This window comes from Parvibaculum sp. (genome assembly GCF_049651025.1).
In the GTDB taxonomy this organism is placed as follows: domain Bacteria; phylum Pseudomonadota; class Alphaproteobacteria; order Parvibaculales; family Parvibaculaceae; genus Parvibaculum.
In genome coordinates this window covers 1-13,338 of the sequence record NZ_JBASBH010000040.1, presented here as the reverse complement: position 1 = coordinate 13,338, position 13,338 = coordinate 1, and the positions used below count along the sequence as shown (strand labels likewise).

Annotated in this window: 14 protein-coding genes; 10 read left to right on the top strand and 4 right to left on the bottom strand. The window is 59.6% G+C overall.

All coding sequences use genetic code 11. The annotated features are described in order from the left end of the window. The first annotated feature begins 144 nt into the window (after positions 1-144). Entirely contained in the window at positions 145-294 is a 150-nt protein-coding gene (locus WA943_RS05365) for a hypothetical protein (protein WP_424468822.1), read from the top strand. A gap of 45 nt (positions 295-339) precedes the next feature. Here the strand turns inward: WA943_RS05365 and WA943_RS05360 are convergent, their stop codons facing one another. Together WA943_RS05360 and WA943_RS05355 are read right to left on the bottom strand one after the other, a co-directional pair. Beyond that, positions 340-870 (bottom strand): DUF2141 domain-containing protein, encoded by a 531-nt coding sequence (locus WA943_RS05360; RefSeq protein WP_424468821.1) that lies wholly within the window; start codon positions 868-870, stop codon positions 340-342. 70 nt (positions 871-940) lie between these two features. Further along, a complete protein-coding gene (locus WA943_RS05355; RefSeq protein WP_424468820.1) occupies positions 941-1,117 on the bottom strand; it encodes a DUF3309 family protein in 177 nt (58 codons plus the stop codon). 222 nt (positions 1,118-1,339) lie between these two features. Here WA943_RS05355 and WA943_RS05350 point away from each other — a divergent pair, with 222 nt between their 5' ends. The 3 genes from WA943_RS05350 to WA943_RS05340 all read left to right on the top strand — a co-directional run bounded on the left by WA943_RS05350 (position 1,340) and on the right by WA943_RS05340 (position 3,692). After that, positions 1,340-2,086, top strand: coding sequence for an SDR family NAD(P)-dependent oxidoreductase (locus WA943_RS05350; protein ID WP_424468819.1), 747 nt, complete (start codon positions 1,340-1,342; stop codon positions 2,084-2,086). Beyond that, entirely contained in the window at positions 2,086-2,697 is a 612-nt protein-coding gene (locus tag WA943_RS05345) for a 2-hydroxychromene-2-carboxylate isomerase (protein ID WP_424468818.1), read from the top strand. Before WA943_RS05350 ends, WA943_RS05345 begins: the two co-directional genes overlap by 1 nt. An 83-nt stretch (positions 2,698-2,780) precedes the next feature. Then, positions 2,781-3,692 carry an alpha/beta hydrolase gene (locus tag WA943_RS05340; protein ID WP_424468817.1) on the top strand — a complete coding sequence of 304 codons (912 nt, stop codon included), beginning with the start codon at positions 2,781-2,783 and terminating at the stop codon, positions 3,690-3,692. Positions 3,693-3,823: 131 nt separating this feature from the next. Here the strand turns inward: WA943_RS05340 and WA943_RS05335 are convergent, their stop codons facing one another. Both WA943_RS05335 and WA943_RS05330 read right to left on the bottom strand, forming a co-directional pair. Beyond that, positions 3,824-4,249 (bottom strand): nuclear transport factor 2 family protein, encoded by a 426-nt coding sequence (locus WA943_RS05335; protein WP_424468816.1) that lies wholly within the window; start codon positions 4,247-4,249, stop codon positions 3,824-3,826. Positions 4,250-4,260: 11 nt separating this feature from the next. Beyond that, a complete protein-coding gene (locus WA943_RS05330) occupies positions 4,261-4,986 on the bottom strand; it encodes a TetR/AcrR family transcriptional regulator (protein ID WP_424468815.1) in 726 nt (241 codons plus the stop codon). Positions 4,987-5,078: 92 nt separating this feature from the next. Here WA943_RS05330 and WA943_RS05325 point away from each other — a divergent pair, with 92 nt between their 5' ends. From WA943_RS05325 to WA943_RS05300, 6 genes are all read left to right on the top strand, one after another. Beyond that, a complete protein-coding gene (locus WA943_RS05325) occupies positions 5,079-5,813 on the top strand; it encodes an SDR family NAD(P)-dependent oxidoreductase (RefSeq protein WP_424468814.1) in 735 nt (244 codons plus the stop codon). Between the two features lie 30 nt (positions 5,814-5,843). Then, positions 5,844-7,136: an acyl-CoA dehydrogenase family protein gene (locus tag WA943_RS05320; protein WP_424468813.1), complete on the top strand. Its 1,293-nt coding sequence runs from the start codon at positions 5,844-5,846 to the stop codon at positions 7,134-7,136. A 107-nt stretch (positions 7,137-7,243) separates the two neighbouring features. Continuing rightward, a complete protein-coding gene (locus WA943_RS05315) occupies positions 7,244-8,014 on the top strand; it encodes an SDR family NAD(P)-dependent oxidoreductase (RefSeq protein ID WP_424468812.1) in 771 nt (256 codons plus the stop codon). Positions 8,015-8,029: 15 nt separating this feature from the next. Then, on the top strand, positions 8,030-9,067 hold the full coding sequence (locus WA943_RS05310; protein ID WP_424468811.1) for an alcohol dehydrogenase family protein: 1,038 nt from the start codon (positions 8,030-8,032) through the stop codon (positions 9,065-9,067). Positions 9,068-9,131: 64 nt separating this feature from the next. Beyond that, entirely contained in the window at positions 9,132-10,181 is a 1,050-nt protein-coding gene (locus tag WA943_RS05305; protein WP_424468810.1) for a phosphotransferase family protein, read from the top strand. A gap of 506 nt (positions 10,182-10,687) precedes the next feature. Next, on the top strand, positions 10,688-13,338 hold a 2,651-nt coding region (locus WA943_RS05300), incomplete at its 3' end, for an MG2 domain-containing protein (protein WP_424468809.1).

The window sequence follows — 13,338 nt, the reverse complement described above, 5'->3', positions numbered from 1 at the left end:
GTGTGGCGCATAACGTGATGAGACGGGCTGATACGGAGGAGCGCCGATCGGCAGTTGGAATCGGAGCTTTCAACCCGGGAGAAAAGCGCCTACCGTTTGGAAGTGCGGGAGGCGCTGGTGCTTCCGTTCCACCGAGGGCAGAACGTGAACCGTAGCAACATTCTCTACCTCGTCATCGGCGTGCTCGCTCTTGCCGTCGTCATTATTGGCTATCAACTTTACCAGGACCGCAAGCAGCCTGACGGTGTGCAGATCAATGTCGGCCCGAACGGCATGTCGATCGAGAAGAAGTAGCGGCGCCAGTCTTCTTGCTGCAGATATATTTCTACATCCTCGTTGTTATTTGCCGAAGCGAGGCCGCAATGACGGCAATACACCATAGGTAAGACCGATGGTGATGCTCTTGTTTGCCTCTGCGCCGGTGTCTGAAATGAGGACCGCGCTTGCATCAAATGACGGTGCACTGAAAAAGCCGGTTGCATTATTGCTGAAGCCATAACCTTCCATGGGTATGCCCAGCAGGTTCATGTCCAGCCGACCGTTGCCATTCTCATCGTGAAATACGATGACGGCGTAGCGGCCCGGAGGAAGGCTCGGGAAGTCGATCCCTTGTGTGCCGGGCGTGGCCCTCATTGTCACGCCGATCAGGCGGCCTTTGTCGTTCAGCAGCCCTTTATGCGCTGAATTGGCAATCGCCTTTTTGAATTTTTCGGGGCTGTCATAGAGCCCGATCATCAACGCGCCTTTGTCGGACCGAATACCTGCGATGGTCACCTTGAGATCGCCCGCCTGAGCGGGAAGCGCCAGACTGAACGCCGTGGTGATGACGGCAAGACACATCGCGCATGACGTCAATGTCACGGTCCCCATTGGACGCACTCTTATCGTATGGCGAAGCGTGTCCGTGTCCGGCGCGTCGCGATCCGAACGCTGACTGTCGTCATCTCATCATGCCGCCGCCGCCAATGATGCCCATCAACCAGAGAACGAGCAGGATAATCACAACGACGCCAAGCGCGCCGCCGAGACCTCCTGTGCCATAGCGGTTGTAGCCGTAGTAGCCGCCACCACCGCCGAGCAGAATGATGACGAGGATAATGATCAGTATTGTACCCATGGGAAATACCTCTCGATCCAGTCTGTGGCTCACGGATGAAGCACTGACGACATTCTTCTGTCGCCGATCCTGTTCCCGTCAGGCTCCTTTGGCAAATGTAGTAATGCCCGTCTCCCGATGCGCGCCGGCTACCTCTTTTGGACCGGCTATCTATCGCAAGATTGACAAAGTTCCCTTTTAAGACTTACTTGGTTCCAGCGAAAACCCGGATCGGAGGAACTCATGGCCGCCAAACGCGATGCGACTGTCGCCGTGATCGGTGCAGGCGATTATATCGGCGGCGCCATCGCCAAGAGGTTCGCCGCCGAGGGCTATACCGTCTTTGCCGGGAGGCGCACGGCGGACAAGCTTGCGCCCCTGAAAGCCGAGATTGAAGCTGCGGGCGGCGCTTGCGAAACGCGCGGCCTCGACGCGCGCAAGGAAGATGAGGTCACCGCCTTTCTTGCGGCCGCCGATGCGCATGCCCCGCTCGAAGTTTGCATTTTCAACGTGGGTGCCAACGTCAATTTCCTTCTGCTTGAAACGACCGAGCGCGTTTTCCGCAAGGTCTGGGAAATGGCTTGTTATTCGGGTTTTCTCGCAGGCAGGGAGAGCGCGAGGCTTATGCTTCCGCGCGGTCGTGGTTCCATCTTCTTCACCGGCGCAACGGCGAGCCTGCGTGGCGGGGTCGGCTATGCCGCTTTCTCCTCCGCAAAATTCGGTCTCCGCGCTGTCGCGCAAAGCATGGCGCGTGAACTTGGTCCGAAGAATATTCATGTCGCTCATCTCATCATTGATGCGGGCGTCGATACGGCCTTTGTGCGCGACCGCATAAAGGCAGCACAGGGCGAGGAAGCGTTGAAAAACCTCGCTCCTGATCGCCTGATGAACCCGTCCTCCATCGCCGACACCTATTGGCAACTGCACAGCCAGCCGCGCGATGCCTGGACACATGAACTCGATATCCGTCCTTATGGGGAGCAATGGTAATGGCAAACGTGAAAGTGGAGCACCACTTCGATTTCGGCAGCCCGAATTCCTACATGGCCTGGAAGGTCATCCCCGAGATCGAGAAACGCACGGGCGTGACGTTCGAAAATGTACCCGTCCTGCTCGGCGGGATCTTCAAGCTCACTGGCAACCAGCCGCCGATGGTCGCGTTCGGCAATATCAAGAACAAGCCGCAATACGACATGATCGAGATGCAGCGCTTCATCGCGCGCCACAAGCTCGACGCCTTCAAGTTCAATTCACACTTCCCCGTGAACACGGTGCAGATCATGCGTGGCGCCGTCGTTGCGCAGATGGACGGCGTACTGCCGAAATACATGGACGTTGTCTTCCGCGCCATGTGGGAGCAGTCCAAGAAGATGGACGATGCCGAAGTGATCCGCGCCGAACTCGACGCAGGTGGCCTCGACGGCGCGCACTTCATCGCCCGAATGCAGGATGCGGACGTGAAGGAAAAGCTCATCGCCAATACATCCGCCACCGTCGAGCGCGGCACCTTCGGCTGCCCGACCTTCTATGTCGGCAAGGAAATCTTTTTCGGCAAGGACCGCCTGCGCGATGTCGAAGAGGAAATCCTGAAAAATGCATAACCGTCATGCCCCGCTTTACGCGGGGCATGACGAGGATGGGTTTGTGAGTCTATCATCCCCCGGAGCAACCAGAGGGGGAGACCATGAAAGACCCGGAAATCGGCGCGATCCGTGAATTTCTCGCTCAGGCGGGATTTCCCGAGGACATCGGTGAATTGCGCAAGGCTTATGACGCACTAGGCGACCAGTTCCCTACAGCCTCTGACGTTTCCAGAGAAAAAGTGAGTGCAAACGGCGTCCCTGCCGAATGGTCATCGACGCCGAACGCAGTACGCGATCGGGTGATCCTCTATGTGCATGGCGGCGGCTATGTCATCGGCTCTGTTGCGAGCCACCGCCACCTCGTGACCGAGCTTGGTCGCGCCGCGCGCACGCGCACCTTGTCCCTCGATTATCGTCTTGCGCCGGAGCATCCGTTTCCCGCTGCCGTCGACGATGCGCTCGCCGCTTATCGTTTCCTTCTGGCGCAGGGCCTGGAACCCGGCAACATCGCTATCGCCGGTGACAGCGCAGGTGGCGGCCTCACCGTCGCGACGCTGCTTGCCATTCGCGACGCGGGGCTGGAGCAGCCTGCTTGCGGCTTCTGCATTTCGCCATGGGTCGATATGGAGGTCACCGGTAATTCCATGACGACGCAGGCGGCTGTCGATCCGATGGTGCAGAAGGACGGGCTACTCGGCATGGCGGCTGCTTACCTCAACGGCGCCAATCCGCGCACGCCGCTTGCCGCGCCGATCCATGCCGATTTTCGTGGTATCGCGCCGCTGCTCATACAGGTCGGTGCGGCTGAAACGCTTCTCGACGATTCAACGCGCCTCGCCAGCGTCGCCGGCGCGGCGGATGTCGAGGTGAACCTTCAGATATGGCCGGAAATGATCCACGTCTGGCACTTCTTCCACCCGATGCTCGGCGCCGCCCGTCAGGCGATCACCAGCGCGGGTGACATCATCGCCAAGGCGATGGATAGAAGTACGGGCGTGAAGAAGGTGGCTTAGAGCTAACGCCTTTCCATACATTCAGCGTCATCCCGGGGCTTGACCCCGGGATCCACCGGCGTGTCCGGGAAACAGAAGCAAGATGGGTCCCGGGAACAAGTCCCGGGACGACGCAATAATCGTAGCGTTTTCTATTCCCCCATCGCCTTCGCGAACGTATCGCCGATCTTGCCGCCGCTGAGCTGGTCGAGCACTGCCGCCGTATCCAGCGCCTCGAAGACCTCACGAATGCCGCCGCCGCTGCCGCGTGCAAAGAGCGTGTATTCGTTTTCATACGTCGCGCCGCTTGCCTTGAAGCGCGCGCGATAGATAAAGCGCACGGCGCTCAGGCGCTCGTCGCCGATCTCGTCGAGGATGGTCACGCTGCAATCGGGAAAATAGCTGTCCGTCCAGACGCTCTTGTTGAAAGCGACAACGGCGTCAAAGCCTTTCATCGGACGCGGAAAGGGCAGGGAGGCCGAAAGGCTCCATTCCACATCGGGCGCATAAAGCACGCTCATTGCATCCACATTGCCAAAAGCCGAGACGAGTTTGCCCGCAGGCGTCCTTGCCGTCATTCTATTCTCCCTCAATCCAGTATCATGCCGATGGAGCCGACAATCGCGCGCGGGCGCTTCGGCGCAGATGTCCCGGCGAACAGTCCTTTTTCGAGCGGTGCTTCCAGCATCACAGTCAGCGATTGCATGAAGTGCTCAAGCGTGTCCGCCGAACTCCAGTTCGGATGCGGGCGCGTGCGGTCGGTCAGCGCTGCCTCCCGCAGCGAGAGCACACTGCTCATATAGGCACCCATGAAAACGAAACGCTGGTTCTTCGCCGCAGCGGGCATGTCCGGCATCAACCGGCGCAAATGATCGAGGCAGCGCAGATAACCGGAGTTCCAGCGCTTCTCCAGCGCGTCCATAAAAAGTTCGCGATGGTTCATGGCAAGCATCGCGATGAAGCGGAGATAAGTATCCTCCTCATCTTCCGTCTCGCCCGACAGTCCGATGGAAGGATAAACCAGCGCCTCTACAGTGTCGCGCACACTCGACGGCCCACCGGCAGCTTCAAGTCGATCGAGAAACGCATTGCGGCGCATATCGATGAGCTTTGCACCATCGGCAACAAGCTCGCGTACCAGGGCTTCCTTGGTGCCGAAATAATAGCTCAGCGATCCGTGGTTCTTCTGCCCCGATGCCTCGACGATCTCGCGCACGCTTACGCCGTCAATGCCGCGAATGGCAAACAAGCGCCGCGCCGCAAGCTTGATCTGCTCGCGTGCTCCCGCTTGTGCTTTCCGTAACGCCTTTGTCATGAGCAAAGAATGCCTTGCGCAAATGCGATGGTCAAATATATTATCCAAACGACCTAATTCATAAATGCTGAAAAACATCAGGGAGAGGCCATATGTCCGAGCTCGATTTCACCGGAAAAACAGTTCTCGTCGTCGGCGGATCGAGCGGCATCGGCAATGGCATTGCGCAAGCATTCAAAGGCAAGGGCGCGAAGGTCCATGTCTGGGGCACGCGCGAGAAGGCGTCCGATTATTCCGCCGCTGAGGGCTCCGACATGGTGGGCCTCGCTTACGACCGCATGGATGTCTCCGACTTCGATGCGATCGAAAAATACAGGGCGCCTTTTGACAAGCTCGACGTCCTTGTTCTGAGCCAGGGCACGGTCATCTATCAGCGCGGCGAGTTCAAGATGGATGGCTTCCAGAAGGTGATGGACGTCAACGTCAACAGCCTCATGGCCTGCGCGATCAAATTCCACGACATGCTGGCAGCCTCGAAAGGCTCGCTCATCACGATCAGCTCCACGGCAGCATTCCACTCGACGCGCGGCAACCCCGCTTACAATGCATCGAAGACGGGTGCGGTCGGCCTCACACGCACACTTGCCGAAGCCTGGGCGAAAGACGGCATCCGCGTGAACGGCATCGCGCCGGGTCTTGTCGACACGAAGCTCACGAAAGTCACGACTGACAATCCCGAGCGCCTGGCAGGCAGTATTCGGGGCATTCCCATGCGCCGCCTCGGTACGCCGCAGGATATGGCGGGCGTTGCGCTCTTTCTTGCCTCACCCCTCGCAGCCTATGTGCTCGGTCAGACCATCCCGGTCGATGGCGGCCTCATTCTTTAAAATTCAAGAAATCAGTACAGGGAGAGAAAAATGGCTTGGGATTTTGAAACCGACGCCGAGTTCCAGAAGGACCTCGACTGGATCGCCGAATTCGTCCGCACCGAAGTCGAGCCGCTCGACCATGTGCTGGGCAGCCCCTATGACGTGAAGAACCCGAACAACATCAAGCTCGTTCGACCTCTGCAGGAAAAGGTCAAGGCGCGCAAGCTTTGGGCCTGCCATCTTGGGCCCGATCTCGGCGGTCAGGGCTATGGTCAGGTGAAGCTTGCCTTGATGAATGAAATCCTCGGCCGCTCGCATTTTGCGCCCACCGTTTTCGGTTGTCAGGCACCCGACACAGGTAATGCCGAAATCCTTGCCCATTACGGAACACCTGAGCAGAAGAAGAGATATCTCCAGCCGCTCCTCGACAATGAGATCGTCTCCTGCTTCTCGATGACCGAGCCGCAGGGCGGCTCCGATCCGCTGATCTTCACGACGACGGCGGTGCGCGAGGGCAATGAATGGGTCATCAATGGCGAGAAGTGGTTCTCGTCCAACGCCAAATATGCCGCGTTCTATATTGTGATGGCCGTGACGGAGCCGAATGCGCCGCCTTATCAGCAGCAGTCCATGATCATCGTGCCCGCCGAAACGCCGGGCATTGAAATTATCCGCAATGTCGGCTTCGGCTCGGAAGGCGAGGGCAGCCACGCCTATATCCGCTACACTAATGTCCGTGTGCCTCTCGATCACGTTCTTGGCGAACCGGGCGGCGCTTTCGTTGTTGCGCAGGTTCGCCTCGGCGGCGGCCGCATCCATCATGCGATGCGCACAATTGCCGATGCGAAGAAAGCCTTCGACATGATGTGCGAACGCGTCATTTCGCGCGAGACGCAGGGCTCGAAATTGTCTGAAAAGCAGATGGTGCAGGAAAAGATCGCGGATAGCTGGATAGAGATCGAGCAGTTCCGCCTTCTTGTCTTGCGCACCGCATGGCTCATCGACAAGCACAAGGACTATCGCGTCGTCCGCAAGGACATTGCAGCCGTGAAGGCCGCCATGCCAAAGGTGCTTCATGATGTCGCCGCACGCGCGCTGCATCTGCACGGCTCGCTCGGCCTCTCAAACGAGATGCCTTTCACGGGGCAGGTCATCTCGTCCTTCTTCCTCGGCCTTGCCGATGGCCCGACCGAAGTTCACAAGGTGACGGTCGCCAAGCAGGTGCTTCGCGAATATCGCCCCTCCAATGAACTTTTCCCGGCCTATCATCTGCCGAGCGTGCGCAAGCATGCCTTCGAGAAGTATGGCGACCAGATCGAAGATCTCGATCCTGCCGCATAACGACTAGCCGTCATTGCGAGAAGCGAAGCGACGAAGCAATCCAGTCTTCCTCGCGATGTCTGAATTGCTTCGCTCCGCTTGCAATGACAAGAACGGGAGGGACAAGAATGAGTGACAATAGCAGATCCGTAAAAGGGCTCACCGCGCTCGTAACGGGCGCGGCCAGCGGCATGGGGCGCGCCACAGCAGAAGTTTTCGCGGCTGAGGGGGCGAATGTCGCCGTCACCGACTACACGCTCGAAGGTGCGCAAGCCGTTGCCAGCGCCATTGTCGCCAGAGGCGGCAAGGCAAAAGCCTGGAAGCTCGATGTCGGCGACAAGGCCGAAATCGAAAGCGTCATCGCCGAGATTGCAAAACATTTCGGCGGCATCGATGCGGTCGTCAATAATGCGGGCATCTCCGGCTTCACGCAGATCGATAATGAAGGCTATGACGATCTCTGGGAGCGCATGATCCGCGTTTGCCTTACCGCGCATCAACGCATCATCCGTGCCTCGCTGCCATTCCTGCGCAAATCGAAAAGCCCGCGCATCGTCAACATCGCTTCGACGGAAGCGCTGGGCGCAACTGCGCTCGACAGCGCCTACTCGGCGGCGAAGGCGGGCGTCACTGGCCTCACCCGCGCGCTCGCCGTTGAACTCGGCAAGGAAGGCATCACGGTCAATTGCGTTTGCCCCGGCCCGATCTCGACCGGCATGACGCAGGCGATCCCCGATGATCAGAAGGAAATCTATGCCAAACGCCGCACCGCGCTCCGCCGCTATGGTCGCCCGGAAGAAGTGGCGCATATAACGGTGAGCCTCTGCATGCCCGCCGCTTCCTACATCACCGGCGTCACCATCCCTGTCGACGGCGGGCTGATGGCACGCAACGCTTGAATTGACGAGGACTTCATGAAGGCGCTTCTCTATCAAGGCCCGCGCGACATTCGCTATGAAAGCTTCGACGACCCGAAGCTCGCTGCCGATACCGATGCCATCGTCAAGATGGACAAATGCGGCATCTGCGGCAGCGATCTCCACATCTATCACGGCGAAGGCTTCAGCCCCGATCTCGGCTTTTGCGTTGGCCATGAAGCGGTTGGCGAAGTGGTCGAGGTTGGCCGCGGCGTCCGCCGTCTGAAGGCGGGCGACAAGGTGATGCTATCGGCAGCGGTCGGTTGCGGTTCATGCGCCTCGTGCCTCGCTGGCAATATCAATCGATGCGAAACGGGCGGCGCGGGGTGCTATGGCCTCAGCCATCGTCTCGAAGGCTGTCAGGCCGAAGGCATCCGCGTGCCTATGGCCGACTTCAATGCGCACCATATTCCAGAAGGCATCACCGCCGATCAGGCATTGATGCTCACCGACAACCTGCCGACGGCGTGGTTCGGTTGCGTTAACGCCAATATCCGACCGGGTTCGAAAGTCGGCGTCGTGGGCCTCGGCCCCATCGGCCTCATGGCTGTGCAAAGCGCATTCGTGCTCGGCGCATCCGAAGTCTTCGCGATCGACCTCGTTCCGGAGCGCCGCGCTATCGCCGCAACGCTCGGCGCGACGCCGGTCGATGGCGCCAATGCACTCGAGGTCATCGCCCAGGCGACCAAAAATCAGGGCCTCGATTGCGTGGTCGAAGCCGTCGGTGCCGACGCTACGATCAAGATGGCGCTGATGCTCGCAGGCAAACGCGGCCACGTCTCCGCCATCGGCGTCAACCAGACCCGTGACTTTGCGTTCCCGATGGGTCTTGCCTTCATGAAGGGTCTCACCTTCCACATCGGCACCTGCTCGGTTCAGTCGCATTGGCCTGACCTCGTGCCGCTGATCCGCAATGGCCGCCTCACGCCTGAGCAGTTCATCACCCATGAGATGAGGCTCTCCGAAGGTGCAGAAGCCTATCGTCTCTTCGACGCCAGAGAAAAGGGCGCGCTGAAGACGGTGATGGTGCCGTAATCGCAAATATCAGATGCCACCTCGGCCGATGCCGGGGTAGCAGCGAAATGAGAGTTGAAGCCCCATGGCCCTCGAAACCTGGACCGACCTCGTCGATCTTGAAAAGCTCACCGCATGGATGGATGAGGAACGCCTGGAATCCGGCGCGCTTCAGGATGTAACGGCACTGGCCGGTGGCACGCAGAATATCCTGCTGAAGTTCCGTCGTGGTGACCGCACATTCGTCCTTCGGCGTCCACCGCATCGCCCGCATATGAACGGCAGCGAGACCATGCGCCGTGAGGCCCGCGTGCTAGCGGCGCTGAAGGGCAGCGATGTTCCGCATCCGGGCCTCATAGCAGCGTGCCCCCGCGAAGATGTGCTCGGCGCAGCCTTTTATCTGATGGAGCCGGTGGAGGGCTTCAATCCGACCGTGGGATTGCCGGCGCTTCACGCAGGCGACGCAAATATCCGCCGCCGCATGGGCTTTGCAATTGCGGACGGGGCGGCAGCGCTTGGCCGCATTGATTACGTCGCGGCTGGTCTTGCCGATTTCGGAAAGCCGGAAAACTATCTTGAACGGCAGGTGGCGCGGTGGCGAGGCCAGCTCGACAGCTATCGTGAATATGAAGGCTGGGCTGGCCCGACAGAAATTCCCGGCGTCGAGCGCGTTGCCGACTGGCTGGATGCAAACCGCCCGAAAAGCTTCAAGCCCGGCATCATCCACGGCGACTATCACCTCGCTAACGTCATGTACCGCTTCGACGGGCCGGAACTCGCCGCCATCGTCGATTGGGAACTGACCACTATCGGCGATCCGCTGCTCGATCTCGGCTGGCTGATGGCCACCTGGCCGGATGCGGAAGGCCGCGGCAGCACCGGCTCGGTCGGTGTACAGCCCTGGGACGGCTTCCCGACTGCCGCCGAACTGGTCGCCCGCTATGCTGAAGGTACAGCGCGCGACATGTCCGCCATTGAATGGTACGCGGTGCTTGCCTGCTACAAGCTCGGCATTATTCTCGAAGGCACATATGCGCGCGCCGCCGCCGGAAAAGCCCCGAAAGCGACCGGCGATATGCTCCACGCCTCGACGCTGGGCCTCTTCCGCCGTGCGCTTGGCTGGATCGAACAGTAGGCGGGCGCTTCTGAACAGGGTTTCCACCTGCAAGACTGCTCATCATTATAATATCAGCACACGAATAATATTATCTTATGGCAAAGGTGTTTTGCAGCTTTGCGGACAGGTTGACGCTGACCATGCCGGAAGAAGGTCACTTGTATTCGTGCCGATAACCCGACCCACAACCTCCCGATCGCCAACTTTGGCGGCCTGCCGGCTCAACGCGTGATGATGAACCGAAGCTAGGACCTGGGCACCGCCTGCACCGAGGACCCCAAGCTCGCAGCCGTCAAGATCGATCAGTCACACAACAACATGGCCCCGCACCCCTTTCCTTTTCGGGAGGGGGCAGCGAAGAATCGCGGAGTTTCGGGTGGCGCCGGGTGATTTCCTGTGCATATCCGCCCCCAACTTCCCGCTGCGGGCGATTCATCCCCATATCCGTCCGTGCGCACCCTTTCACCACTGTGCGCGCATGTTATGCTTTGCTGTCCATTTCCGGCTTCTTGCGAAGGCACGATATGACCGCATTTCATCGCCTGCTTCCGTTTCTCGTCATCGCGCTGGCAACAGCCGGTAGCTTCTGGGCACCTGATCAGGCAATGGCGGCGGCGGACGGCACCCTGGCTGTCGCCCGCATCACTCCGTCAGGCGAGGATGTGCCCGCGACACGGCAACTGGTCATCGAGTTTGATCGTGCCGTTGTCCCGCTCGGTCGCATGGAGCGCAGCTCTGCTGAAATTCCGGTTGAATTCAGCCCGAAGCTCAATTGCGAATGGCGCTGGCTCACGGCGAGTGCGCTCGCCTGTCAGCTGAAGGAAGCAGACGCGCTGCAGTCCTCAACTCGTTACAGCATGACGGTCAATCCCGGCATCAAGGCCGAAGACGGGACGACGCTTGCCGCTCCCTTCCATCATGAATTCATTACGACACGCATCGCGCTTGATCGCGCTGAATTTTCCGATTGGGCCGGGCCGGGCCAGCCGTCCATCCTCGTCACCTTCAACCAGCCTGTCCGCCGCGACAGCGTGGTCAATCATCTCGCCTTCTCCTGGAGCGAAAATGGCGAGGGCCAGCGCGCCGTGCATGCCGTCGAAGGCCCGGAATGGACGCAAGCGCCCGACGACGCACTTGTAGACGTGCCGCGCGAGCCGGGGATCAGGGGCTTCTTCAAGCGCCTGCTTTCCTACTTCTCCTGGTTCCGCCCTGAATCTTCTCCTGCTGCGAAAGAATGGACGCGCCGCGCCTGGCTGGTAACGCCCGTGAAGCCGCTTCCCCTCGATACCGACGTCACACTCGACATGAAGCCCGGCCTCATTTCCGGCCTTGGAATGGAGCCAAGCGTCGTTGATCAGCAGGTGCAGAAATTCGCAACATTTGGACCGTTCAAATTTCTCGGAGCACGGTGCACGGCCAATGACGGGGCGGAGATTGTTATCGCGCCCGGCGAAACGTCTTCCGCCGCCTGCGGCCCTTGGAACCTCGTGCGTCTGGTTTTCTCGTCGCCCGTGAAGGCAAAGGAAATCCGCGACCATGTTCAGCTCTCGCCGGAACTTGGGAAGCCCACGCCAGATAGCGACCCTTGGGCAAATGTCGATCCGGAACAAACGGAAGGTTACTATTCCTGGAAGGTTCACCAGAAAGGCGACGAGTTCTCGCCCCGTTTTCCCATCTATCTGCGTTCGGCCCGCGACTATGAAGCAAACCTGAAGCCCGGCGATAAAACGAAACTGGTCGACATGTTCGGTCGTCCGCTGGAGGGCGACCTGTCCGTGCGCTGGCGCATGGATGATCGGCCGCCGAATTTCGAACTGCCCAACAATATCGCAGTGCTCGAAAAAGCGATCGACAGCGACGTGCCGCTTTACGTCAACAATCTGACGGATCGCGATTTCAATTTCTCTCGCATGACTGTGAAAGGCATCGAGGATGGGCTGAGCGTCCATCGCAAACTGGACCCGATCCGCAACCTGCAATATGCCGTGCCTTTCGGCGTGCGCGATATGCTCGGTCAAAAGTCGGGCGTCGTGCTTGGTACCTTGTCCGTGAAGCCGGACTTGCCGAACACCAAGCCGGGCCTGCTTTTCGCGCAGGTCACACCCTTCAGCCTTCACGTCAAGCTTGCGCACTATAATACGCTGGTCTGGGTGTCGGACCTTGCGACCGCCGAGCCTGTCGCTGGCGTCAAGGTGTCGCTCTATCGCGATCCGGCGCTGATGACGGCGCTTTGCGAGGGAACCATGTCCGCCGAATGGACACGGCCCGACAGGGTTGAGGCGACCGCGATCACGGACGCAAACGGCGTCGCGACGCTACCGGGCAGTGCGCCCGTTGCCGGCACATGGGAATCGCCTTGCTCGCGCGCCCTGACGATCCGTGCCGAAAAGGACGATGATCTCGCGCTCATGCCGCTCAACTATCAGTTCGAAGCCGATATTTATCGCGCTTCGGGCGAAACGCTGTGGTCACAGGATCAGGCCGAGCAGGAGCATATGCGCGTCTGGGGCACGACGGCGCAGGGCGTCTATCGCGCAGGCGACACGATTCAGTACAAGATTTATGTTCGTGGACAGAATAATGAGGGTCTGACAGCCGCGCCGCCTTCGAGCTATCGCCTGCAACTTGTCGATCCGACCGGCAAACTGGTCGCCGACATGAAGAGCGTCTCGCTGAATGAATTCGGCTCGACCTCGGGCGAAGTCGCCGTTCCCAAGACCGGCGCGGTCGGCTGGTACAAGTTCCGGCTTCTGCAAAAGCTCCGCATGGATGCGGAGGAGCCCGAAGGCTCATCCGAAAATGAGGATGGAAGCGCCGATGCGGAAGGCGCGATAGGCGAGGGCGACTGGTATGCCTGGAAGCCGATGCAGGTTCTGGTCAGCGATTTCACCCCGGCATCATTCCGCGTGACGGCAACCGTCAACGGCAAGGTCTTCTCGGCTTCCCAATCGGCGGAAGTCGAGGGCAAGGCGGAACTTCATTCCGGCGGGCCTTACACAAATGCCAAGGCGCGCATCACCGCGATGTTCGATCCCAAGCCGATGCGCTCGACCCATCCCATTGCGTCGAATTTCGATTTTTCGCGCAGCGAGGTCGAGACCAATAGCTATCAACGCATGATTGCTCAGCTTGAGGTTCCACTCGACGCACAAGGTCTCGCAAAGACTGCCATTGC

What these genes read in the sequence shown, in the direction of transcription:
- WA943_RS05360 (WP_424468821.1), bottom strand. Translation starts at nt 870, where the DNA reads ATGGGGACCGTGACATTGACGTCATGCGCGATGTGTCTTGCCGTCATC.
- WA943_RS05355 (WP_424468820.1), bottom strand. Translation starts at nt 1,117, where the DNA reads ATGGGTACAATACTGATCATTATCCTCGTCATCATTCTGCTCGGCGGT.
- WA943_RS05350 (WP_424468819.1), top strand. Translation starts at nt 1,340, where the DNA reads ATGGCCGCCAAACGCGATGCGACTGTCGCCGTGATCGGTGCAGGCGAT.
- WA943_RS05345 (WP_424468818.1), top strand. Translation starts at nt 2,086, where the DNA reads ATGGCAAACGTGAAAGTGGAGCACCACTTCGATTTCGGCAGCCCGAAT.
- WA943_RS05340 (WP_424468817.1), top strand. Translation starts at nt 2,781, where the DNA reads ATGAAAGACCCGGAAATCGGCGCGATCCGTGAATTTCTCGCTCAGGCG.
- WA943_RS05335 (WP_424468816.1), bottom strand. Translation starts at nt 4,249, where the DNA reads ATGACGGCAAGGACGCCTGCGGGCAAACTCGTCTCGGCTTTTGGCAAT.
- WA943_RS05330 (WP_424468815.1), bottom strand. Translation starts at nt 4,986, where the DNA reads ATGACAAAGGCGTTACGGAAAGCACAAGCGGGAGCACGCGAGCAGATC.
- WA943_RS05325 (WP_424468814.1), top strand. Translation starts at nt 5,079, where the DNA reads ATGTCCGAGCTCGATTTCACCGGAAAAACAGTTCTCGTCGTCGGCGGA.
- WA943_RS05320 (WP_424468813.1), top strand. Translation starts at nt 5,844, where the DNA reads ATGGCTTGGGATTTTGAAACCGACGCCGAGTTCCAGAAGGACCTCGAC.
- WA943_RS05315 (WP_424468812.1), top strand. Translation starts at nt 7,244, where the DNA reads ATGAGTGACAATAGCAGATCCGTAAAAGGGCTCACCGCGCTCGTAACG.
- WA943_RS05310 (WP_424468811.1), top strand. Translation starts at nt 8,030, where the DNA reads ATGAAGGCGCTTCTCTATCAAGGCCCGCGCGACATTCGCTATGAAAGC.
- WA943_RS05305 (WP_424468810.1), top strand. Translation starts at nt 9,132, where the DNA reads ATGGCCCTCGAAACCTGGACCGACCTCGTCGATCTTGAAAAGCTCACC.